General features: G+C 44.5%; 20 protein-coding genes and 1 pseudogene. 17 read left to right on the top strand and 4 right to left on the bottom strand.

Annotated features, from left to right (window positions below):
* Positions 1 to 378: 378 nt before the first annotated feature.
* Complete coding sequence (locus tag ACVC9U_RS08910) at positions 379 to 669, bottom strand: hypothetical protein (RefSeq protein ID WP_016885426.1); 291 nt, start codon at positions 667 to 669, stop codon at positions 379 to 381.
* Positions 670 to 1,122: 453 nt separating this feature from the next.
* On the opposite strand from ACVC9U_RS08910, the gene ACVC9U_RS08915 reads away from it, so the two are divergent.
* The 10 genes from ACVC9U_RS08915 (at position 1,123) to ACVC9U_RS08960 (ending at position 12,771) form a co-directional block, all read left to right on the top strand.
* A complete protein-coding gene (locus ACVC9U_RS08915) occupies positions 1,123 to 3,066 on the top strand; it encodes a PTS fructose transporter subunit IIABC (protein WP_003182381.1) in 1,944 nt (647 codons plus the stop codon).
* An 18-nt stretch (positions 3,067 to 3,084) separates the two neighbouring features.
* Positions 3,085 to 4,038 (top strand): mannose-6-phosphate isomerase, class I, encoded by a 954-nt coding sequence (manA, locus tag ACVC9U_RS08920; protein ID WP_003182379.1) that lies wholly within the window; start codon positions 3,085 to 3,087, stop codon positions 4,036 to 4,038.
* A 457-nt stretch (positions 4,039 to 4,495) separates the two neighbouring features.
* Positions 4,496 to 6,211 carry an acyl-CoA dehydrogenase family protein gene (locus ACVC9U_RS08925; RefSeq protein ID WP_009328144.1) on the top strand — a complete coding sequence of 572 codons (1,716 nt, stop codon included), beginning with the start codon at positions 4,496 to 4,498 and terminating at the stop codon, positions 6,209 to 6,211.
* Between the two features lie 15 nt (positions 6,212 to 6,226).
* Entirely contained in the window at positions 6,227 to 7,114 is an 888-nt protein-coding gene (locus tag ACVC9U_RS08930) for an NAD(P)-dependent oxidoreductase (protein WP_003182374.1), read from the top strand.
* Between the two features lie 18 nt (positions 7,115 to 7,132).
* Complete coding sequence (locus tag ACVC9U_RS08935; RefSeq protein ID WP_003182372.1) at positions 7,133 to 8,587, top strand: CoA-acylating methylmalonate-semialdehyde dehydrogenase; 1,455 nt, start codon at positions 7,133 to 7,135, stop codon at positions 8,585 to 8,587.
* Between the two features lie 82 nt (positions 8,588 to 8,669).
* Entirely contained in the window at positions 8,670 to 9,455 is a 786-nt protein-coding gene (locus ACVC9U_RS08940; protein ID WP_441390637.1) for an enoyl-CoA hydratase-related protein, read from the top strand.
* A 15-nt stretch (positions 9,456 to 9,470) separates the two neighbouring features.
* The gene (locus ACVC9U_RS08945) at positions 9,471 to 10,532 is read left to right on the top strand and encodes an enoyl-CoA hydratase/isomerase family protein (RefSeq protein WP_003182367.1); all 1,062 of its coding nucleotides are present in this window, start codon (positions 9,471 to 9,473) and stop codon (positions 10,530 to 10,532) included.
* A 115-nt stretch (positions 10,533 to 10,647) separates the two neighbouring features.
* Positions 10,648 to 11,055 carry a hypothetical protein gene (locus ACVC9U_RS08950; RefSeq protein WP_009328147.1) on the top strand — a complete coding sequence of 136 codons (408 nt, stop codon included), beginning with the start codon at positions 10,648 to 10,650 and terminating at the stop codon, positions 11,053 to 11,055.
* A gap of 217 nt (positions 11,056 to 11,272) precedes the next feature.
* A complete protein-coding gene (locus ACVC9U_RS08955) occupies positions 11,273 to 12,310 on the top strand; it encodes an MBL fold metallo-hydrolase (protein WP_009328148.1) in 1,038 nt (345 codons plus the stop codon).
* A 197-nt stretch (positions 12,311 to 12,507) separates the two neighbouring features.
* Positions 12,508 to 12,771, top strand: coding sequence for an HPr family phosphocarrier protein (locus tag ACVC9U_RS08960; protein ID WP_003182361.1), 264 nt, complete (start codon positions 12,508 to 12,510; stop codon positions 12,769 to 12,771).
* 26 nt (positions 12,772 to 12,797) lie between these two features.
* Here ACVC9U_RS08960 and ACVC9U_RS08965 read toward each other — a convergent pair whose 3' ends face one another.
* Positions 12,798 to 13,193, bottom strand: a complete 396-nt coding sequence (locus tag ACVC9U_RS08965; protein WP_003182359.1) for a MerR family transcriptional regulator — start codon at positions 13,191 to 13,193, stop codon at positions 12,798 to 12,800.
* 205 nt (positions 13,194 to 13,398) lie between these two features.
* Between ACVC9U_RS08965 and ACVC9U_RS08970 the strand changes: the two genes are divergently transcribed.
* The 7 genes and pseudogenes from ACVC9U_RS08970 to ACVC9U_RS09000 all read left to right on the top strand — a co-directional run bounded on the left by ACVC9U_RS08970 (position 13,399) and on the right by ACVC9U_RS09000 (position 22,519).
* Entirely contained in the window at positions 13,399 to 14,457 is a 1,059-nt protein-coding gene (locus tag ACVC9U_RS08970) for an NAD(P)-dependent alcohol dehydrogenase (protein WP_009328152.1), read from the top strand.
* Positions 14,458 to 15,018: 561 nt separating this feature from the next.
* On the top strand, positions 15,019 to 16,335 hold the full coding sequence (gene brnQ / locus ACVC9U_RS08975) for a branched-chain amino acid transport system II carrier protein (RefSeq protein ID WP_025804657.1): 1,317 nt from the start codon (positions 15,019 to 15,021) through the stop codon (positions 16,333 to 16,335).
* Between the two features lie 137 nt (positions 16,336 to 16,472).
* Positions 16,473 to 17,879: pseudogene (locus ACVC9U_RS08980) on the top strand (right-handed parallel beta-helix repeat-containing protein).
* 414 nt (positions 17,880 to 18,293) lie between these two features.
* Positions 18,294 to 18,695: an Rrf2 family transcriptional regulator gene (locus ACVC9U_RS08985; protein ID WP_011198022.1), complete on the top strand. Its 402-nt coding sequence runs from the start codon at positions 18,294 to 18,296 to the stop codon at positions 18,693 to 18,695.
* A 104-nt stretch (positions 18,696 to 18,799) separates the two neighbouring features.
* Positions 18,800 to 19,690, top strand: coding sequence for a class I SAM-dependent methyltransferase (locus ACVC9U_RS08990; RefSeq protein ID WP_003182348.1), 891 nt, complete (start codon positions 18,800 to 18,802; stop codon positions 19,688 to 19,690).
* A gap of 52 nt (positions 19,691 to 19,742) precedes the next feature.
* Positions 19,743 to 20,660: an NAD(P)/FAD-dependent oxidoreductase gene (locus ACVC9U_RS08995; protein WP_003182345.1), complete on the top strand. Its 918-nt coding sequence runs from the start codon at positions 19,743 to 19,745 to the stop codon at positions 20,658 to 20,660.
* Between the two features lie 722 nt (positions 20,661 to 21,382).
* Positions 21,383 to 22,519, top strand: coding sequence for an alpha/beta hydrolase (locus ACVC9U_RS09000; RefSeq protein ID WP_003182343.1), 1,137 nt, complete (start codon positions 21,383 to 21,385; stop codon positions 22,517 to 22,519).
* A gap of 547 nt (positions 22,520 to 23,066) precedes the next feature.
* On the opposite strand, the gene ACVC9U_RS09005 is transcribed toward ACVC9U_RS09000, so the two are convergent.
* Positions 23,067 to 23,573, bottom strand: coding sequence for a GNAT family N-acetyltransferase (locus ACVC9U_RS09005; RefSeq protein WP_026579642.1), 507 nt, complete (start codon positions 23,571 to 23,573; stop codon positions 23,067 to 23,069).
* Positions 23,574 to 23,599: 26 nt separating this feature from the next.
* Positions 23,600 to 23,857 (bottom strand): YnfE family protein, encoded by a 258-nt coding sequence (locus ACVC9U_RS09010; protein WP_020451644.1) that lies wholly within the window; start codon positions 23,855 to 23,857, stop codon positions 23,600 to 23,602.
* Between the last annotated feature and the right edge of the window lie 98 nt (positions 23,858 to 23,955).

Below are 23,955 nucleotides of genomic sequence, written 5' to 3' on the forward strand. Positions count from 1 at the left end.
ATGATGAAATCTGTTTCAGCATCAACGAATATATCGTCTATTTCGGCGTCCTTTATAATCTTTTGAAATATTTGTCCAGAGCCATGAATTAGTGAGGAGTAGATTTCTTTCTAATTCAACAGGTTTGGACACTTTTTTATTTCTCCAATAGGATGATTAATTTTTCACAATGAAACGAGCTGAATACTGGTTGATGAAGAGCATAGAAATTGTTACTTTTTTTGTCTAGTTTCTGTATAACAAGCAAAAGCTGAAAAAGAGAAAGAAAAGGTGTCCTGATGGATGTCTTTTTATTTTGAATTTGAAGGTGAAAAACATTGCGGACACCGGAAAAAGAGTCTGCCGAGATGGTACGAAAAAAGCAGGCCGCCCATCTGCTTAGTCTGTCTTAGCTTTCTTCCATCTACTCTTAATAATCACCATAAACAAAATGTGAATCAATACAACGATGATATTATACTTAGGGTCAATTTTTACAAAGACGGTATTAAGAGTCATCACTAGAACCATGAGAATTGTTGCGATCCACCATATAAACTCATACTTTTTATCATTCTGATCTTTGCTCTTTTTACGTTTAACCAGGTCAAAATGCAAACAAGCAGCCACAAAAACCACTAAAACAATTGTTGTCACAGGGAAAGAAAAGTTTGATTTTATGTTATACATTATAACTGCCCCTAAAGCCCCGAATATAAAACTAATAAGTAATCTCATCATTGATATCATACCTTTCTTAATTTTTTATTAAATCATAATCAGAGCTTTCGGGCACTAGGAATGAGATATTTTTTAAAGAAGCTTCCCCATTTCATCAATACCATCAGATATTTTCTTTTCACTGGGGTTTTCTTCGAATACCCTCATCAAAATAACCTTCATAAAGAGGATGTCCTATGTTTACACCCCCTCGACAAATTTCAGCTCCCTATTGCAATACGGCACATTTTTTTCAAATTCAGTCCCATATGTTTTTACAAGTCGCCGCTCACTGCAGTCCTGCTTTAAAAAAACCGATTTTTCCGGAGCCTGCGGTAAAAAACAACGCTTTTACACGCACGTTTTTATTATAAAGTAATGACAAGAGCTGCTCACTACTTTAGTTTCAGAAGGAGGATTCGCATGAAACTGTTAGCGATTACATCATGTCCAAACGGCATTGCCCATACGTATATGGCTGCGGAAAATTTGCAAAAAGCGGCCGATCGAATGGGCGTTCAAATGAAAGTCGAAACACAAGGCGGCATCGGGGTGGAAAATGAGCTGACCGAGCAGGAAATCCGCGAGGCTGACGCGATTATTATAGCCGCAGACCGCTCGGTCAACAAAGACCGTTTTATCGGAAAAAAACTTCTGGCTGTCGGTGTTCAGGAAGGCATCCGAAAACCGGAAGAATTAATACAAAAAGCGATCGGCGGCGATATACCTGTCTATCGTTCGGCTGTGAAAACGGAAGCCTCCGCTCAAACGGAGAAAAAGCAAAATCCGATTTACAGGCATTTAATGAACGGTGTATCGTTTATGGTTCCTTTCATTGTCGTCGGCGGATTATTGATTGCGGTCGCATTGACGCTTGGAGGCGAAAAGACGCCGAAAGGGTTAGTGATCCCTGATGATTCTTTTTGGAAAACGATTGAGCAAATCGGGGCAGCCTCATTCTCATTCATGATCCCGATTTTAGCCGGTTACATCGCCTACAGTATCGCCGATAAACCGGGGCTTGTGCCGGGAATGATCGGCGGATACATCGCAGCGACGGGAAGCTTTTACGGCAGCGGGAGCGGTGCAGGGTTCCTCGGCGGCATTATCGCGGGCTTTCTAGCCGGATATGCGGCGCTGGCCATCAAAAAATTAAAAGTGCCAAAAGCCATACAGCCGATCATGCCGATCATCGTCATACCGGTGGTTTCCTCGCTCATTGTAGGCTTGGCGTTCGTATTGCTGATCGGCGCGCCTGTCGCGCAAATCTTTGAATCATTGACGGTTTGGCTGGCTGGTATGCAGGGCTCAAGCTCGATTCTGCTGGCATTAATTTTAGGGGCGATGATCTCATTTGATATGGGCGGCCCCGTCAATAAAGTGGCATTCTTGTTTGGCTCGGCCATGATCGGTGAAGGCAACTATGAAATTATGGGACCGATCGCCGTCGCCATTTGTATTCCTCCGATCGGGCTTGGAATCGCAACGTTTTTAGGGAAAAGAAAATTTCAGGCGCAAGAAAGAGAAATGGGAAAAGCAGCATTTACAATGGGATTATTCGGCATTACTGAAGGCGCCATCCCGTTTGCTGCACAGGATCCGCTCCGCGTCATACCAAGTATTATGGCGGGTTCAATGACAGGTTCCGTGATCGCCATGATCGGTAATGTAGGGGACAGAGTCGCCCACGGCGGACCGATCGTAGCGGTGCTTGGCGCTGTCGATCATGTGTTGATGTTCTTTATCGCTGTTATTGCCGGATCCCTGGTTACCTCTCTTTTGGTCAATGTGCTCAAAAAAGAGGTCACAGCTGCACCCGCAGGGATAAGTGAAGCTGCTGCAGGGAACGACATTCCCCAACCGAACATCGAAATCGAAGCGGAAAGCAAAAAAATCGAAAAGCCGGAAATTACAAAGCTCACAGACATCATCGATACAGATTTGATCGAACCTCATTTGTCAGGAGATACGAGAGACGACATTATTGATGAAATGATCCAAAAATTGTCCCGGAAAGGCGTACTGCATTCAGAAAGCGAATTTAAACAAGCTATCATCAATCGCGAACTTGAGGGTACAACGGCGATCGGTATGAATATCGCGATCCCGCACGGGAAGTCTGATGCCGTCAAGAAGCCGAGTGTAGCATTCGGCATTAAACGTTCGGGCGTAGACTGGAGGAGTCTTGACGGAACTGACGCCAAACTGATTTTTATGATCGCCGTCCCGAAAGAAAGCGGAGGAAACGAGCATCTGAAGCTTCTGCAAATGCTCTCCAGAAAACTGATGGATGACACCTACCGGGACAAGCTTCTCTCTGCCCAAACAAAAGAAGAAGCATACAAACTTCTGGATGAAATCATCTAAAAAAGGAGGACGCCCGTCATGACTGAACCGTTATTTTTCGAGCCTGTTTTTAAAGAAAGAATATGGGGCGGAACGGCTTTAGCCTCTTTCGGCTATGACATTCCATCCGAACAAACAGGGGAGTGCTGGGCTTTCGCCGCACATCAAAATGGACAAAGCGTCGTGAAAAACGGCTTGTATAAAGGGCTCACATTAAGCGAATTATGGGATGAACACCGTCATTTATTCGGACATATAAAGGGAGACCGCTTTCCTCTTTTGACAAAAATTTTGGACGCCGACCAAGACCTATCCGTACAAGTGCATCCAAATGATGAATATGCAAAGCTGCACGAAAACGGGGAGCTTGGAAAGACGGAATGCTGGTATATCATTGATTGCAAGGAAGATGCGGAGATCATTTACGGCCACCATGCCAAGACGCGGGAAGAACTGGTCTCAATGATCGAAAACGGAAAATGGAATGAGCTTTTGCGCCGCGTCAAAGTGAAGCCGGGAGATTTCTTCTATGTGCCGAGCGGAACTGTCCATGCGATCGGAAAAGGCATTTTGATTTTGGAGACGCAGCAGAATTCTGACACAACCTACAGACTATATGATTATGACAGAAAAGACGCTGAAGGAAACCTGCGCGAGCTCCATTTGCAAAAAAGCATAGAAGTGATCGACGTTCCGTCTTCCCCTGATCGCGAAACCGTTCAATACGAAACATCGGGCGACGTCAAGACTGCCGCACTGATTGATTGTCCTTATTTCTCAGTAGAAAAATGGGATGTAAAAGGATCGGCCTGTTTCAAACAGGATAAACCGTTTCTTCTTGCCAGCGTCATAGAAGGGGAAGGGCGCATCGCATCTGGCGGCCATAACTTTTCATTTAAAAAAGGAGATCACATGCTGCTGCCCTGGGGCTTTGGAGAATTTACGCTCGCCGGCCATGCGGAATGTATCGTCTCAAGCTTATCAATTGAATAAACGATCAGCGGCGCCCTTTCTGAACAGACCATAAAACTATGGTCTGTTTTATTTTTGCAAAAAAAATAATCTCGACTTGCCAAGACGTGTTCACAGAGGGCTGACAATGCATATTCCCAAGCTTTCACAAGTAAAATAGAGTAAACCAAAAAAACATTTGGAAATCTTCCAATTATTTGATAAGCTGATATTAAAAGCTTCATATCTTTCATCAGCTGCACTGCCCGGGACTTTTCGCGGAACAGCTGCTTCATGAAACAAAAAGGCGGTCCTATGTTCCGGCGTCTGGCAAGAAAAGCCTGCTAAATGACCGAAACAACCGTGCCCTTCATAATTGGTTGGTCCTTATCTGGATGAGAAAAGGAGACGATGATTCGTATCAGCAAAAATGTAAGCGGATTCATCGTCTTTTTATCTCGGTTTATCACTCTTTTTAGCGGAAGCGAGGAGGTAAGCAATGGGGAAAGCAAAACTTCGATGGAATGAACCCTTGATTTCTCAACACGAATCGGCTGCTGAAGGATTTACACCGGAAGATTTCACAGAGGAAGATCGACTGATTTCAAAAACGACAGAATCATTTGTCAAAAACGAAGTCATGCCCCTTCTTGAATCGATTGATCAGCAGGATCACGAAAGCGTGAAAAAATTGTTTCAAAAAGCAGGAGAGCTCGGTTTGCTCAGTATCGAAGTTCCGGAGGATTGCGGCGGCCTTTCACTCAGCAAGAAGCTTTCCGGGTTGGTGGCAGAGAAAATGGGAGCCGGCGGATCGTTCAGCGTCTCCTTTAATATTCATGCGGGAGTCGGGACACTGCCGTATATTTATTATGGAACAGAGGAACAAAAACAAAAATACCTTCCAAAACTGGCATCGGGCGAATGGATCGGAGCATATGCTCTGACAGAGCCGGGCGCAGGATCGGATGCTTTAAACGCAAAAACGACAGCCGTCTTGAATAGGGAAGGGACAGCCTGGATTTTAAATGGGGAAAAGCAGTGGATTACGAACGCGCAAGTAGCTGATGTATATGTTGTCTTTGCAAAAACGGCGGAAGGCATGACAGCATTTATCGTCGAACGCTCGTTTAAAGGTGTTTCCATCGGACCTGAAGAGAAGAAGATGGGAATCAAAGGGTCTTCGACAGCAACCTTAATCTTGGAGGAAGTCGAGGTGCCAAGCGACAATGTTCTAGGTCATATCGGGAAAGGTCATCACGTCGCTTTGAACATTTTAAACATGGCCCGCTTAAAGCTCGCGTTTTCGAACATTGGAACGGCAAAACAAGCATTGAACCTTGCTGTTAGCTACGCCAAACAGCGAAAGCAATTTAACAAGCCGATCATCGGTTTTTCAATGATTCAAGAAAAGATTGCCGACATGGCGGTCTCGATTTTCGGCGCGGAAAGCGCTGCTTACAGAACGGCAGATTGCTTGGACAATGTTTTAGATTCGGCTCTCCCATTAGACGATAGACTGAGAAAACTCACAAACTATGCATCCGAATGTGCGATCAATAAAGTTTACTGCTCCGAAATCCTCGGCCGGATCGCAGACGAAGCGGTGCAGATTCATGGCGGCTACGGATACATGCAGGAGTACGAAGTCGAACGATTGTACCGGGACGCGAGGATCAGCCGGATTTTCGAGGGGACAAATGAAATAAACCGCTTAACGATCGCCAAACTGCTCATGAAAGAAGTGCAGCAAAACGGCATCTCAGAGCCGGAAGCTCAACTAGGCAGCGAGGGAAATCGAAACCGGCGATTTATTCAGCTGTCCAACAGGCTTTTCGGCAAGACACTGAAAGCGCTTATCCGCTCTCGCGTGAACACTCAAGAAGATCAGGAATACGCACGGCTTCTCGCCGACATGAAAAAAGAAATCTATGTGATGGAATCCGCCGCCCGCCGAACCGAAAAAGCTAGGCAAATATACGGTGGTGAAAAAGCACGGTTGAAAGAAATGATGACGAATGTCATTTGTGAAGAAGGCTACCGCAGAATCGAAGAGATGGCGGTGACCGCCTTATCAAGCATAGCATCTGATGAAGCCGAAAGAAAACTCGCATTTGAAGAGGCTCGCAGCCTTTCTTTGCCTCTTTTCAGCAATCTGTTTACTCAAAAACGCGAAATCGCAGAAAAAATAGCCGCTCATGAAAAATATACGGTGTGATCGGAGGGAAACTGTTTGAAAAAAATCGGATTTATCGGTTTGGGCAATATGGGTCTGCCAATGTCGAAGAATCTGCTTCAGGAGAACTTTACGGTTTATGGAATGGACCTTAACAAAGAAGCTGAATTGGCCTTGCATCATGCAGGAGGAACGATCGGGATTTCAGTTGAAAAAATGGTTGAAGAGTGTGACGCCATCCTCACAAGCCTTCCTTCCTCAAACGCTGCAGAGGAGGTTTTTCTGGGAAAAAAAGGGCTCGTACACCTGGCTGAACCGGGCGTCCTCCTGATCGATACAAGCACGGTCGCTCCTGAACTGAATATCCGAATTGCGGAGGAAGCGAAAAGCAAAGGTATCGATTTTCTTGCGGCGCCGGTCAGCGGCGGTGTGATCGGGGCGGTCAACCGGACGCTGACCTTTATGGTCGGGGGTCCGAAGTCCGTTTTTGATAAAGCGTTGCCTGTTTTCAATGCATTGGGCGAGAATATTTTTCATGTGAACGAAAACATCGACAGCGGAACGAATACAAAGCTGATCAACAACCTCTTAATCGGTTTTTATACAGCCGGCGTCAGTGAAGCCTTGCACCTTGCCAAAAACAGCAATCTCGACCTCGACCAATTGTTTGAGATGCTGAACGTCAGCTATGGGCAGAGCCGGATCTATGAGCGCAACTATAAAAGTTTCATAGCGGATGAAAACTATAAACCTGGCTTTTCTTTGAAGCTGCTGCTGAAAGACCTTGGCTTTGCATTGGATTTGGCTGAGAAGAACAACGTTGAACTGCCGGTGAGCAAGATTCTCTTCGGCATTTACGAAGAAGCCGATCAGAACGGATACGGGGAAAAAGATATGTCTGTTTTATACAAAAAAATAAGCGAACAGAAGACAACTTATCAGTAAGGAGAGGTGAGAAATCAAATGATCACAACCAATGCAAAAAAAATGATGAACCATATCGACGGGGAATGGGTCAATTCTCTAGGTGCGGAATCGGAAGAAGTCGTCAATCCTGCAAACGGAAACGTCATCGCTTATGCGCCTCTATCTGTGAGAGCGGATGTAGATCGTGCCGTGCAGGCTGCCAAGCACGCTTATCAGACCTGGTCGCTTGTGCCCGTCCCCAATCGGGCAAGGCTTTTATACAAGTATTTACAGCTTCTCCAGGAGCAAAAAGAACAATTGGCAGACATTATTACGACGGAAAACGGCAAAACGTTAAAAGACGCCCGCGGCGAAGTGCAGCGGGGAATCGAAGTTGTTGAGCTTGCGACAGCCACACCTACTTTAATGATGGGAGAATCCCTGCCCGCGATAGCCGGGGGCATCGACGGATCGATTTGGCGCTATCCTTTGGGAGTCGTCGCCGGCATTACGCCGTTTAACTTTCCAATGATGGTTCCCCTGTGGATGTTTCCGCTCGCCATCGCCTGCGGAAACACGTTCGTCCTGAAACCTTCGGAACGGACTCCTATTCTTGCCGGGAAGCTTGTTGAGCTGTTCTATGAAGCCGGGTTTCCAAAAGGTGTGTTAAACCTCGTCCATGGAGGAAAGGATGTTGTAAACGGAATATTGGAGAACGATGATATTAAAGCCGTCTCCTTCGTTGGTTCAGAACCGGTCGCAAAATATGTGTATCAAACGGGCACAGCCAACGGGAAACGCGTTCAGGCGCTGGCCGGCGCTAAAAACCATGCGATTGTTATGCCGGATTGCCATCTTGAAAAGACTGTTCAAGGCATCATCGGTGCGGCATTCGGGAGCAGCGGGGAACGCTGTATGGCCTGCTCCGTTGCGGCGGTCGTTGATGACATCGCCGATGACTTCATGGAAATGCTCGTCTCTGAAACACGGAAGCTGAAGACAGGAGACGGCAGATCCGAGGATCACTTTGTCGGCCCGCTGATCCGCGAAGTCCATAAACAACGCGTCCTTGACTATATCGACAGCGGTATAAAAGAAGGGGCCGCACTCGCCGTAGACGGACGCAATCCGGATGTTCGAGAAGGATACTTTGTGGGAGCCACGATTTTCGATCATGTGACACCAGAGATGAAAATCTGGCAGGACGAAATCTTTGCACCGGTCTTGAGCGTCGTCCGTGTACAAGATCTTGACGAGGGGATCGAGCTCGCCAATCAATCCAAGTTTGCCAACGGCGCTGTCATCTACACATCGAGCGGGAAAAGCGCCCAGCAGTTCCGCGACAAAATCGATGCCGGAATGATCGGCGTCAATGTCAACGTCCCGGCTCCGATGGCGTTCTTCTCCTTCGCAGGGAACAAAGCCTCTTTCTATGGAGATCTTGGGACAAACGGAAAGGACGGCGTCCAGTTTTACACGCGTAAAAAGGTCGTCACCGAACGCTGGTTCTAATCCTTAACATAAGGCTCCCTCTCATGCACAACTGATTTTTTTTCAGAGGGGCCTTTTTTATTTAATCAGGGAGGGATCAATATTGAACTTGAAATATGCCACACTTAAAACAGAACATGGCATCACAACCGTGACGTTGAACAATCCGCCGGCAAATACACTTTCTTCTTCCTGTATCGCCGAATTGCGCTCTCTTTTTCGGGAATTGGCCCGCGACGAGGAGACAAAAGCAATCATCATTACTGGAGAAGGCCGCTTTTTTGTGGCGGGAGCGGATATAAAAGAATTCGTTTCAAAACTTGGGGACCAAAAACAAGGATTGGCGCTCGCACAAGGGGGCCAGGCGCTCTGCGATGAAATCGAAGCTTCCAAAAAACCCGTCATTGCGGCGATAAACGGACCGGCTCTTGGCGGAGGCCTGGAACTCGCGATGAGCTGCCACTTCAGAATCGTATCAGACGATGCAACAGTCGGTCTTCCCGAATTAAAGCTCGGCTTGATTCCTGCATTTGGTGGTACACAGCGGCTTCGCAACATAACGGACACAGCGACAGCACTCGACCTTATCCTGACGGGCCGATCGCTTTCAGCTCAAGAGGCGGTAGAGCTGAAAATTGCACAGATGGCTGTAAAGGGGGAGGAACTGATGAAGACGGCAGCAGGGGTCGCGTCGTCTTTTATCGAAGGAAAAAGCATGACCAGCGTGAGGCGCGCCGTCGAATGTGTCGTACAGGGCGCCAGCGAAAGCATGGAACAAGCACTGGAGAGGGAGCGAAACAGATTCGCCGAGCTGTTTGTCACTTCAGATGCCAAAGAAGGAATTCACGCATTTGTCGAAAAGCGCAAACCAAACTTTCATCATTCATAAAAGGAGTGGATCAAGATGTCCGATGACGTGCTGTTTTCCGTCAATCAAAACGGCGCCGCAGCGATTGTTCTGAATCGCCCGAAAGCGCTCAACTCACTCACATACGACATGGTCCGTCTGATTGGTGAAAAGTTAAACGAGTGGGAGACAGATCAAAACGTTTCTATCGTGGTCATCAAAGGTGCAGGACCAAAAGGACTATGTGCCGGAGGGGATATTAAGGCACTCTATGAAGCTCGTTCGTCAAAACAGGCCCTGCAAGATGCCGAGCGCTTTTTTGAAACAGAGTACGAAGTCGATATGGCAGTCCATCGATTTTCGAAACCGATCATCGCCTGCTTGGACGGGATCGTCATGGGGGGAGGCGTCGGCCTGACGTACGGGGCCAGCCACCGGATCGTCACGGAGAGGACAAAATGGGCGATGCCCGAAATGAATATCGGCTTCTTTCCGGATGTCGGGGCAGCCTATTTTTTAAACAAAGCCCCGGGCCGCTTAGGGCGGTATCTTGGATTAACGGCGTCTGTCATCCATGCAGCCGACGTGCTGTATATCAATGGGGCAGACGCCTACATGGAGAGCGGCGCTTTAGAACGATTGCTTCAAGCAGTGGAACAAACCGATTGGCGCCTTGCAAGCGTTGAAGAAAAGCTCGATCAGCTGATCCGCGAATCGAAAACGGAGCCCTCCCAGGAGAGCACGCTCGCCCGTGATCAGCAAGCGATTGACCGTCATTTTAAGTATGATAAGCTGGAAGAGATCCTTCAATCGCTCGAAAGCGAGGGAAGCACCTTTAGCTCGAATGTGAAAAAAACAATGCTTTCCAAATCGCCATTTTCATTAAAAATCACATTGAAACAGCTGGCGGACGGACGTCAAAAAACACTGGAAGAATGCTTTGCCACGGATCTGGTGCTGGCAAAGAACTTTTTGAAGCACAATGATTTCTTCGAAGGCGTCAGGTCCGTCCTGATCGACCGTGATCAATCACCGAACTACAAGTACCGGAACGTTTCAGATGTAACCGATGAAGCGGTGGACCGGTTTTTCCAACCCTCTGAATCTGTCCGGTTTTAAAAGCGGGAGCTGACCATTAGCGTCAGCTCTTTTTTTGTAAGAACCTTATTATAGAGGTATATATTTCGATATGGAGAATATGTATACTGACAATATTTGGTTAGAGGTTGACAACATGAACATCGGAAAATTAAGCAAGTATTTCTTGTCACTAGCCATTGCCCTTGCGACGATTCTGTCCTTTCATGCCGTTTCTGCAAATGCTGCATCAGTTGGTACTATTAAACCAAGCGAATGCTCAACTCACATCTTCACCGTATACGACGAAACAGTTGGCATTGGCGGTTCCGGCCGTGCGCATTTCTATTGCGGCAGTATAAATGGAGGTCCTCAAATTGAATTTTCGGACGAAGATTTAGAGGTTGCGGTCGATGACCCCTTTATTCTCCATGCATATGCTAATCCGAGCATGAACTCGGTAGACTACGAAGGACGCCAAAAGGGAGATGCGGAGGTAACGATTTATTGGAAAAACAAGCCGGAGGGCACCAAATACACATTTTTATTAGTGCAAAATAAATAATTGCTGCATCCTGCCTGAGAAGGCTATGGCGGTGGTCTGGAATCGCCGGCTGAGCATTTACACAATAGCCGTTTTACGCGGCACTATTAAAAAGAACTCTCCAAATTCGGAGGGTTCTTACATTTTATTCATTATACTGGCGACGAAGCAGCTATAATCGGTAGAATAAGAAGAAGCAAGATATCATCCTGAAAAGGAAGGAACAAGGAAAAAAACCATGATGTTTTTATTCATTTTTATCATCATCTTAGCTGCGGCTGTTTTATTGTTCATCAATTTACATCCTGTGTTTGGAGGAAATCCAAGCAAGGAACAAAAAAAGCTGTATCAAAGCTTTGACAATTATGCCGATGGCAAATTTCTTAATCAAACACAAGAAAAGATGGATATGGGCGGAATATCCGGAGTTTTCTCAATGATGAGAGACGCTGTTTCCGGCGGCAAGGAGCGCAATCCTTCCGATCAAATCCCTGTTTCTGAGATTGATTGGAACATCGTTAAAAGTAACGAAGACAGCTTAACATGGTTTGGACATTCCGCTTTTTTACTGAGCATCGACCGCAAAAAAATACTCGTAGACCCTATGCTGGGTCCAATTGCTTCACCCGTATCATTCATCGGAAGCAGACGCTACAGCGAAGACATCCTGCATACGGTCAATGATATGCCGCCGATTGACGCCGTCTTGATTACACATGACCATTATGATCACTTAGATTATCCATCCATCTTAAAGCTGAAGGAAAAGGCCGGTCATTTCTTCGTTCCTTACGGAATCAGCGCACACTTGATCCGGTGGGGAATTGAGAAAGAAAAAATCACCGAACTCAATTGGTGGGATGAAACGGAGTTTCAAGGTTTGACAATAGCCCTGACACCGTCCAAACACTTTTCAGGCAGAGGATTATTGAATCGAAACACGACCCTGTGGGGCGGCTGGGTCATCCTCGGAAAACATACGCGTTTTTATACGAGCGGTGACGGGGGATATGATGAACACTTTAAGGAAATCGGCAAAAAATACGGCCCTTTCGATATCACATTAATGGAAGGCGGCCAATATGACAGACGCTGGTCCGGGATTCATATGACACCCGAACAATCTGTACAAGCCCATAAAGATGTAAAAGGAAAGAACATGATGTTGATTCATTGGGGAGCCTTTACCCTCGCATACCACGGCTGGAAAGAGCCGATTGAACGCGCATTGAACAGCCAATACTCGCTTCCCGAAACCTTTTGGTGGGATATATAAGCAGGTCGTTTATCTGTATATAAAGCATCCTTTTTAAATTAAGAAAAAAGCCGTTTCCAGCGCAGGCCGGAGACGGCTTTTTCTCAGCAAATTTCACAAAATCCCTTGCGTTAAAGTGGGCTTTAACGATTATTCTGTAGATGCAGCTTAGAAAAGAATTTCGTAGCCTTAATCGAAAAAGAAGCAAGGAGAGAGTTATGGTGTTAGTAACAAAATCAACAGTTCGGCTCCCCCGGGGGCTTCAGGCCAGGCATACGACCCTATTTGTCCGCAAAGCGATTTCATTCAAAAGTGAAATCGTACTCGCTAAAAACGGGCAGACAGCAAACGGGAAAGATCTGATGGAAATCCTTCAATTAGGAGTGCAAGAAGGGGATGAGATCACGTTAATGGTCTATGGTACGGATGAGCAAGCCGCAAAGGAGACTTTGGAAAAATTTCTTTTGAATGTAGTGCCATAATTGAAAGCGCGCCGGCACTTATCAAATTACTTTTCATCCGCTTTCAAGGACATTGCCTGATTCTTTTTTTCTAATCCATCATAGTACATGATTTTCTCATCGATTTTTAAAAAGGCGCGTTCCAGGACTCTTTGCTTTTCAAGCATTTTTTCTTTATGTTTTTCAAGTATTTGTTTGCGCTTCGAGATGGTCCAATCTCCTTCTTTTGTTAAATTGACGATTTCCCGTAATTCCGAAAGCGCAATGTCAGTTTTCCGCAAGCATATCACAAGCTCCAACCATGACAAGTCTTTTTCTTCAAAAATGCGGTTTCCATTTGCGTCTCTTTTAATAAAAGGCAGAAGACCTTCTTTTTCATAATATCGGAGTGTATGTGTAGGCAAACCTACTTTTTCAGCAACTTCTTTTATAGAATACCCCATTTTGAAACCTCCATCATATTCATCAAAATTCTAATTGGATGTGTCACAACACACAATGATTATAGACCTTAAAGTGGACTTTAACGCAAGCCGAAGAAGATTTCAGAAAAACCTCTTGCCTTAAAGCGAACTTTAAGGTTTAACCTTAACTTGCACCTCTTCTCTATGAATTGGCGTAATATAACGTAAGAAAGGATCGATATGGATGTGTAATCTGCATAAAACCATCTCAACCCGTGTACTGAGTGCTCCGAGAGCCAAGGCGAAATTTGAACAGACCACAATTGAAAGAAGGGAATTACAACCGAATGACGTTTTAATCGATATTAAGTACAGCGGCATTTGCCATTCGGATATCCATAGCGCGTACGATGAATGGGGAGGCGGAATCTTCCCAATGGTTCCGGGACATGAAATCGCCGGCATCGTCAAAGCAGTTGGGACAAGTGTTAAAAAATTTGCTGTCGGCGACCGCGTGGGGGTCGGCTGCTTCGTTGACTCTTGCGGCGAATGTGAATACTGCCAGAGCGGAGAGGAGCAATTTTGTACGAAAGGCGTGATCCAAACGTATAACTGTTTAGACTACGATGGAAATCCGACATATGGCGGTTACAGCCAATACATCGTGGTTAAAGAAGATTTTGTTGTCCGCATTCCGGACAGCCTGAACTTGGATGTTGCAAGCCCGCTCTTGTGCGCAGGCATCACCACGTACTCTCCTTTGAAGCATTGGAACGCAGGCCCCGGCAAGAAAGTTGCCGTTGTGGGAATGGGGGGACTCGGCCACGTCGCCATCCAATTTGCGCATGCCATGGGGGCAGAAGTAACGGTCTTAAGCCGCTCTTTGAATAAACAGGAAGAAGCCTTGCGTTTTGGCGCAGATCATTACTTTGCAACTGGCGACCCTGCAGTATTCACTGAGCTGGCCGGACGCTTTGATCTTATTTTAAACACGGTGTCCGCCAATCTGGACGTTGATGCATACTTATCGCTTCTTCGCGCCGATGGAACACTTGTTAACGTCGGCGCGCCGGCAGAACGGGATCAGTACAGTGTGTTTTCCTTAATCATGGGCCGCCGCAGCATTGCAGGTTCGCTTGTCGGCGGCATTCGGGAGACACAAGAGATGCTTGATTTCGCTGCTGAACACGGCTTGGCTCCGCAAATTGAGGTCATCGGAGCTGACCAAGTAGATGAAGCATATGAGCGCGTCCTCAAAAGCGATGTGCGTTATCGATTCGTGATTGATGTCTCTACTTTGTAAATCATATATAATAACAGATAGGCCAGTCATTTTATTTGACTGGCCGCTTTTCTTAGCTTTTGCCCCGCATGACCCGGCAATTTCAGCCGAGCGAATGAAGATACCATTCTATATATCTCCTTGTTCTATAACGAGCAGAGAGCCGAACAGGGATTGGCGGCCTTGGTTTATGCGACAAGGGATCGGGGCCGAGGCGTCCTGCCATCAATTAGATTTCCTTACCGCTCTCATAATGACATATACGATCCCCGAATCCTATTAATACCGAAATGATTGCAGGCCCTAATGGCATTTCACAACCTCCCAAAAAGAGAATTTACTTTCCATCGTTATTTTTACATTATGTAACAAACTTTCAAATCAATTCCAAAGGAGGAGTGCGACGTAATTTTTATACAGACTAAACCTTTGACAATACGAGCAACAGCTACTATAGTAGGATAGTACTTTTATTTAATATTTACTGATAATTCAGGACATTTATTTTGAAAATTTTTATCGCGCTACACTGCTGACTACTAAAAACGCACTAATAGCTTAACCCGAATCGGAGGACTCATGATGGCAAAAAAAATTCCTTTTTCATTTATCCTAATCATAGGATTAATGCTATTCGCATTATTTTTCGGTGCAGGAAATCTCATTTTCCCGCCTATGCTGGGTCAGATGGCCGGAGAGAATGTATGGACAGCCAATGCAGGATTCTTGGTGACCGGAGTCGGATTGCCATTGCTCGCCATTACGGCATTCGTTTTTTCAGGAAAAAATGATTTGCAGTCTCTGGCCAGTCGTGTGCATCCGTTGTTCGGCATTGTATTTACAACGGTTCTCTATTTAGCAATCGGCCCTTTTTTTGCGATTCCCAGATCCGGCAATGTGTCGTTTGAAATAGGAGTTAAACCTTTTTTATCAAATGATGCGGGCCCTGTTGCCTTAATCATATTTACCGTATTATTTTTCACTGTGGCATGCTTGCTGTCCCTGAATCCAACTAAAATTATCGATGTAATCGGAAAATTTCTAACTCCTATTAAATTAACATTTATCGGATTGCTCGTTGTTACGGCTATTATTCATCCAATCGGAAGCTTTCAAGCTCCGTCTGAAGGATATGCATCACACGTATTTTTTAAAGGATTCAAAGAAGGTTACTTTACTCTTGATGCCCTTGTCGCTTTTGTATTTGGAATCATCATTGTGAACGCCATGAAAGAGAAGGGAGCGGCCTCCAAAAAACAGCTCATAATCGTTTGTGCAAAATCGACGGCGATTGCAGCGGCGCTCTTGGCTCTGATCTATTCAGCGCTTTCATATATGGGGGCTTCCAGCGTTGAAAAACTGGGTCTTTTAGAAAATGGAGCCGAGGTTTTGGCAAAGGTTTCATCCTATTATTTCGGACCATATGGTTCCGTTTTTTTGGGCTTAATGATAACTGTAGCATGTCTGACAACAAGTGTGGGACTCATCACAGCATGCTCTTCGTTTTTCCACGGCTTGTTTCCAAACATCTCCTATAAAAAAATTGCTGTCATTCTGTCAATGTTCAGCACCCTTGTAGCAAATATAGGATTAACACAGCTGATTAACGTTTCAATGCCGGTTTTAACAACTTTGTATCCCATTGCGATTTCTTTAATATTCTTAACATTTTTACATCCTTTATTTAAAGGGAAGAGGGAAGTGTATCAAGGCAGTCTGATATTGACCTTTATCATCAGCCTGTTTGACGGCCTGAATGCTGCCGGACTCAAAATTGCAGCTATTAATCAATTTTTCAATCAGTTTCTCCCGATGTATGACATCGGATTAGGATGGGTGCTTCCGGCGATTTTAGGAGGAATAGGCGGCTATCTCATTCATAGACTCCGGAAGTGCTGAATAAACTCATAAATATGAAGGCAACCCTATGATCCCAGGGTTGCCTTTTTCTTTCAAATGTTTGCGATGGTTTTCCATAAATGGATATTCTATAATGGTGTTAGTTTATCCATTTTGAAAAGAAAAGAGTGCTGAGTATGAGAAAATGGTATTTTATTTTATCAGCGTGTATTTTAGTTTCTGTTATCATCGCTTTTGCTTACGATAAGACCGGAGCAAAAGAAGCAGAACCGGCTAACAGCTTGTATGTTTCCCCCGATGGAAATGATCAAAATGAAGGAACGAAAGAAAAGCCGTTTCGAACTCTGAAACAGGCAGCAAAAAAGGCTGTCCCCGGCACAACTGTCATGATTCGGGAAGGCACGTATCATGAAACGCTTGATGTGAGAGAGAGCGGGTCGGCTGAAAAGCCTATCACATTTCAAAACTATGAGAATGAAAAAGTCGTCATCAGCGGAGAATCTGTTAAGGACGCGGAATATGAAACACCGCTCATTCAGATTCACAATCAACAGTACATCACAATCAGCGGACTGACGATTCAAGACCTTTCCGTTTCATCAGAAGAAGCAACAGCCATGGGAATTTATGTGTCAGGCTCCAGCAGTCATATTACCATCAAAAACAATCACGTCCGGGATATAAAAACAACAGCGGATGATGGCAATGCCCACGGGATTGCCGTTTATGGCTCCGGCAGCATGAAAGACATTAAGATCGAGGACAATACGGTTGAAAAGCTGACACTCGGAGCGAGTGAAGCGGTTGTGCTGAACGGAAACATTGACGGTTTCACGGTGAGAGGCAATGTGGTTCGCGACAATAACAACATCGGAATTGATCTGATCGGATATGAAGGAACGGCCGCTCAAAACGATTTTGTGCGAAACGGTATCGTAGAAAACAACACGGTTTACGATAACTCCACTTACGGAAATCCTGCCTATGGTGATGACTATTCTGCGGGCGGAATATATGTTGACGGAGGACAAAGCATTGACATTAAGGAAAATACGGTCTACGGCAACGATATCGGAATTGAAGCAACGTCTGAACATAAAGGGAAATATGCTGATGATATTCAAATAACCGACAACAAAGTGTATGAGAATGCGTATACGGGCATTTCTATCGGCGGATACGACCAAAAGCGGGGAGGCACCAGCCATTCTGTCATTGCACACAATATTATTTACCGCAATGATACAAAGGGGCTGGATGGCGGACAGCTTTTGCTCCAGTATGATACAAAAAACAATACAATCGAAAAAAACATCATAACAGCAAGCGATTCGCGAATATTTATCGCAAACGATTTTACGAAAAATGAAGGAAATAAAGTGAATCATAACGTGTACCACAAGGAATCCGGCAAAGACGGACTATGAATTTGGAAACAGAATGAATACGACTCGTTTTCGCCGTATCAAAACGCAACAAATCAAGATCAAGACTCGATTTATGCCGATCCGATGTATCGCGACGAGTCATCTCATGACTTTACATTAGATCCTGATTCACCGGCTTGGTCTGTGATTGAGTAAAGTGCGAAACACCGAACATGCTAAAAGAATTCCCCATACCCCAAAGCTGCTTTCACAGCGTAGCTTTGGGGATTTTTAAACTGCAAAATTAATCTATGGATTGCCTTCTGAATACAGCCAAAAGAGCGGATGAATGTTAGAAAGATACCCGTTCACTAATTTCTTTAATGTCAAACAAGAGAAGATTTTTTCTCACTAGTTGACCCCGAATCATTGTTTCATGTGATAGCCTTTTCAGCTACCTGAAAATCTGGAGTTCCCTTTTATGAATGTTGTACGTAGATCGGGCTTCGGTTGTTTCTTTCCTTTTGATCCTGCAGAAGTGTGGAAAAAAGTATGAAAAACTTGACATTGCCTAAATATAAAAGCTATCATGGATAAGTAAAGTCTATGATTGAGGTGAAAAACTGCGCTATGAAGTATTCGAAAGCAACGAACTATGCCCTTCACACTATGCTCTTTCTTGCAGCAGGCGCCCCAAATACATTTGTCGGTGTACAGCAGTTGGCAGAACGGCAAGAGGTATCGCCCACGTATTTATCGAAAATTTTAACGAAGCTGGCCAAGGCGGGAATGATTGAATCCGCTTCAGGCGCCAATGGCGGATATAGGCTAAAGCGGAATTGGGAAGACATTTCGTTTCTTGATATTATTCACGCAATTGAAGGTACAGCCTCCTTGTTCGATTGCAACTTGAACCATGGATCAGAATGTGTGATTCAGAAGGTGATGGTATCTGCAGAAGATGAAATGGAGAATTATTTGAGACAACAAAAAATATCTGACCTTGCCAAAAAAATAACTGTTGAGTTGTGAACCGCAGTTATTTTTTTAAGACTATCAAAGATATAAAGTGTCTTTAAAGTCTGTTAAGCCTTAATCATTGATTTTACAGCAAAAAATGAAAGGAGTTATGGATCTTGATAAACGAATTTTTTAAAGAAACCGTTTGGGAAGAAGCTTGGAAGGAAGATCAGCAGACAGCGGTTAACAAAATGAAAAAAGCCGGAATGGATAAAGTACACCATTTTGACCTTAGAGCAAAGTCATTCAATGAGCAAGCGTTTAACGAAGAAGGGAGGAAAAGGACAAAACGGATTATGAAATGGCTGGAAGGGCAGGGGGTGACATTTAAAGATACCTCTATTTTAGATATTGGAGCAGCCTCGGGCGGATTTACAGTGCCATTTGCAGAGAGAGGGGCCGAAGTTACCGCCGTGGAGCCTAGTCTTCCTTTAGTCGAGCTGATGAAAGAAAATATAACAGGAATAACAAACGGGAAGGTTAAGATTGTAGCTGAGCCTTTCGAAGACATAGATATCCAAGCAAAGGGATGGGGAAATGCTTTTGATTTTGTATTTGTCTCCATGTGCCCGGCTATTGCTGATTGGGAGAGCGTAAAGAGGGTGCTGAGCTGCGCACGGCAGTTTTGCTATATCAGTCTGTCAGCCGGCTCTCGGGAGCACAGTCTTCTGAATGAGATTTGGCCGCTGGTTTCAGATCAGCCCCTTAAAAATGAACATTCGGAGATGGCCTATTTGCTCCATTTATTGTTTCTAAAAGGTTATACCTATGAATCACTCGTAACCCGGGAAATGAAAACGAGGGAGGTATCCAGGGAAACGGCGCTCAATGAGGTTATGGACATGTTGAGAATGTTTGGTTTGCCTGCGGACGATCGCAACCGGAAAATCACCGCCGCTTATTTGGAACGGACTTATCCAAACGACAAGGTGGAAATCCGACAGGGCGGCCGTTTTGGAAAAGTTCTGATCCGATTACAGAATCAGAACATGTACATGAATTCATGACGACACAGCAATTAATTATAGATATTAAAGATCTATGGAGGTTCTTAAATACATGAAAAAACAACTTCTCGATGTAGCGATTATTGGGGGAGGTCCAGCAGGGTTGAATGCCGCCCTTGTTCTTGGGCGTGCGAGGAAAAATGTGGCGGTGATCGATGCAGGCCGGCCACGCAACGCCGTTACTCGCAAAGCTCACGGATTTCTTACCCGTGACGGAATAAGCCCAAGTGAATTTCGGCAAATTGCAAAGGAACAGATCAGTGCATATCCCTCCGTGTCTTTTATAGCGGATAAAGCTGTGTCGATTACAAAAACCGGCGGTCATTTTCAAATGACAACTGCGCAAGGAAACACTTTTGCAAGCAAGAAAGTGCTGTTTGCCGTCGGAATGAAGGATCAGCCGCTAGATATTCCAGGGCTGGCAGAGGTTTATGGGAAGAGCGCCTTCGTCTGCCCGTACTGTGATGGCTGGGAATTAAGGGATAAGCCTCTAGTGATCATTACCAAGGGGGACGAGGCCATTCACTTCGCTTCTCTCATATCAGGATGGACGAACCGTTTTACGATTTGCACGAACGGCCCCCATCAACTGACGGACGAGCAGTGCGAGGAGCTCAGCAGGCATCGCGTCCCTGTATTCGAAGCGCCGATTCGATGCATCGACTCAGACGACGGGATCGTGCAACAAGTCGTTCTCGAAGACGGGACGACAATTCCATGTAAGGGAATCTTTTTTAAAACGGAACTTGTGACAGGATCGGATTTACCGCGAGCCATAGGATGCGACATCACAGAATCGGGAACGGTCGTCGTTGATAACTTTGGGAAAACGAATATACCGGGCATCTATAGTGCAGGCGATGCAGCTACGAAATTGCATCAAGCCGTTGTCGCCGCCTCGATGGGTGCTATGGCCGCCGCGGCCATAAACAATGAACTGAATTTGGAGGCTTGGGAGCAAAACGGATGAAAACTTTCTGATACTCAAATGTCCAAAATTAAAAGAGCCATACTTTAAGTCAGAAGAAAATAGGGGTGTATGTTGACATATGTAGAGGTGAAATGCCTGGTAGCTGTTTTTTTATTCGTCATTTGATAAACCGTTCTGTGAACAATAAACTAAAGTTATCGATTAACAGTTCGTTGAAAAACTTGGTGTCATATGTTCAAAAAAACCCTAATTTAATGGGGTTTTTTTATTTTCGGTAATACACTTCTGTTGTACAAGGAAGTAAACATAGATCCATTTTATGCGTTGTAAACACTAGTCAAATAAGTATTTTATCATTTAATGGATCCACTCTTATGTTCTCTTTACAGAAAGTAAAAGTGGATCCATTATTATTTGGGAAAGTAAAACTGGATCCATTCTGAACGACTGATGCACTATTACTGAGATATTATGAATATTCATAGAAGGGTATTGTAGAACCTTGTCGAAATTTTATAGAAAAATCTTGTTAAAAGAGGTGTGCACATATATTCACCCATTAACATTAAAAGAAGCAGCAAGTTTGGAAATAATTATTGGGAATCATATATCTGAAATTGTTAGCGATCTCAAGAAAGCCAAGGAGTAGATATGATTCACTGAAGATAGGATGTAATAGTTTCACAGTTTTGAAAAGCGCTTATAGCGCAATGTATGTATTTCACATTCGCCACTTTTATTAATTAAGGGGGAATAAGAAAATGAAAACTTATGACGCATTTCCAGAACCAATTGGCGGCTATACTGTCGGTCGAACCCAGATGGATTTTGAGTACACGGCATCAGATCACTCAAAAAGAGAACTGACGGCGTTTGTGTACTATCCGTCCGACAGTAGCGAAGGTAAGACTACATCAACGTACATGTTTCCTGAAGTCTACGAGATGTTTAATGAGCAGCCACTTGTCACTGCGTTGAAGGATGTTTTCTCTATAGATATCAAGACCCAGTGTTACGACGACCTTGCTCTCTCCGGGAAGGAAAAGCGCTATCCGGTATTATTCTATGTTTGCGGCGGGGGCGGTTCTCCAGAATGGGGTACAGTGATCTGTACAGACTTGGCAAGCATGGGATATGTTGTGGTAAGCATCGGCCATCAGAATAGCACGATGTATAAGCGTAAAGATGGGCGCCTGTTTAATGTATCAAAGGATTTTTCGGATGTCATTATGGCGTTTTCTGAAGATCCGGAGATGCTGGCGTTGGCTGGTAAGATGGAGATGCGGCCTGACGATGAAACTGCCATTGAGATGTGCCATAACGTGCTTACACTGCCGATACTTGCCAAGTTAACAGAGTATAGTGAGTTACAGGCAGAAGATGTAAGGTATGTAGCCGATTATCTTTACAAACTGGACTCTGGAGAACTGAATTCCATCTTTAAGGGCAGATTGTTGCTTGACATCGGCATGGGCATAGTCGGACATTCTTATGGAGGGCCTACGACGGCGATTGTTTGCCGGGACGACGACCGGTTCGCCTGCGGGATTGGCTTGGATAGCGGTGCGTTCGGCCTTCTCGACAGCGACCTTAAGAAACCCTTCTTGCTACTGTTTTGTGAACCTAACTATAACATGAATGCGATAATTGGCGCTAACAATAGCATGGAAACCTATTATTTCTCTGTTGATCGTGTTGCGCATTTAGATTACTGCGACATCGTGTTTACCAGTGTTAATGAGGAACTCAGAGGTGAACGGGATGCTATGGAGATGCGAAATCTTGTTACAGACTATACGAAGAACTTTTTTGATCATTACATACTGCTGAAGGCTGCAAGTGTGGAAAGTCTGGCATACGATGGCGTGGACTTGATCAAGAAGACCAGCAACAAGTGACATAACCGAGAGGTTGCTGATAAACGCATGTCAAAGAGTTAGCCGTACAGACACAAAGCCGATAACCCTATTACGCGGTTATCGGCTCTCTCATATTTCAGGCATTGTTTTCTATTTGAGATGATAAGCGGTGTTTTCACCGTTGAAGATGTTAGAAATTGGCTGGATTCTAGAACAGATCATACCAAATGAATTTATACTATATTGACATATAGATATTGAGATGAGTTTTGATTTGATAGGGAGAATCGCGCCCAATTAAAACTAAATGAATATGCAAGCAAAGAAGTGTTTATTCCCTTCAAAATTACAATTCTTTTGTACAAAGATGATCACAAGAAGAGATCAATTTTTATAAGTTAAAGGAGAAGGAGTTTGAGAAGAATGGGTTATGTCAAAGAACCGTCGTACAGGAGGAACATTGTATAATCCTAACCTTCATTTCTTTCTAGTTTACATAATATATATTCTCGGAAGCTAAGGATTGAAAAGAAATTCTGTCTCAATCTCAAAGTATACTCAAGTTAGTGAGACAGAATAAAAAATTTTATCGATAAACTGAATATACGGCAATTTCTTTTCCCCATTTATGTATCGTTTTTTCTAAAGTCATGCCGATTCGTTCGGCAACTTTTCTGGACGGCAGATTTTTCGCATCAGGTAAAGATACGATTTTTTTCAGGTGAAATGCCTCAAATCCATACTGTTTGCATGCTGATGCTGCTTCGGTTGCATAGCCGTTTTTCCAGACGCTCCGTTTAAACAAATAGCCGATTTCCATTTCGTCCGATCCTTCGACTTCCTGTGGCACGATACCGCATTGACCTAGAAATTCGCCTGTTTGTTTATGTTCGGCAACCCACAGGCCGGTTCCGTGTTTTTCATAGTTTTCAAGCGTCCAGTCGATCCATTGCAATGTCTGTTTTTCATTCTTTGTCGATGGATAATATTCCATGGCTGTCGGGTCAGAAAAGATTTCGAGCAGGTTTTCCGCGTCATCACGCCTCATTTTTCGCAAAATCATCCGGTCTGTCTTCATGATCGTATCTTTCATGGTTCTTCTCCCCCTTATTTTATTGATTATGAAGACGTTAATTCCCGATAAACCGTTTCTAATTCTTCCATTGTCAGATCTCCGTATGCGCATTTAATCACGGCATCTGCGAATTCATCATAGTCGTCATCTGTTGAAAAACCTTGCTGGAGCGTTTTGGCGTAAAGCGCGATTTGTTTTTTTCGCTTTTCAATGTCTTCCTCTTTGCCTGCGTAATCAGGTCCATTGATCGTGTCGTAGTTTTCCTTGACAAGCATCATGTATTGCTGCAATGTTTCATTCATACATCCATCTCCTTTCATGTTTACAAAAATATTCCTCATTCCTTCCATTATATATAATATATACGAAAACGGACACCAAATTCGGTGTCCGTTAAAGT

The sequence above is a fragment of the Bacillus sp. GM2 genome (assembly GCF_056155945.1).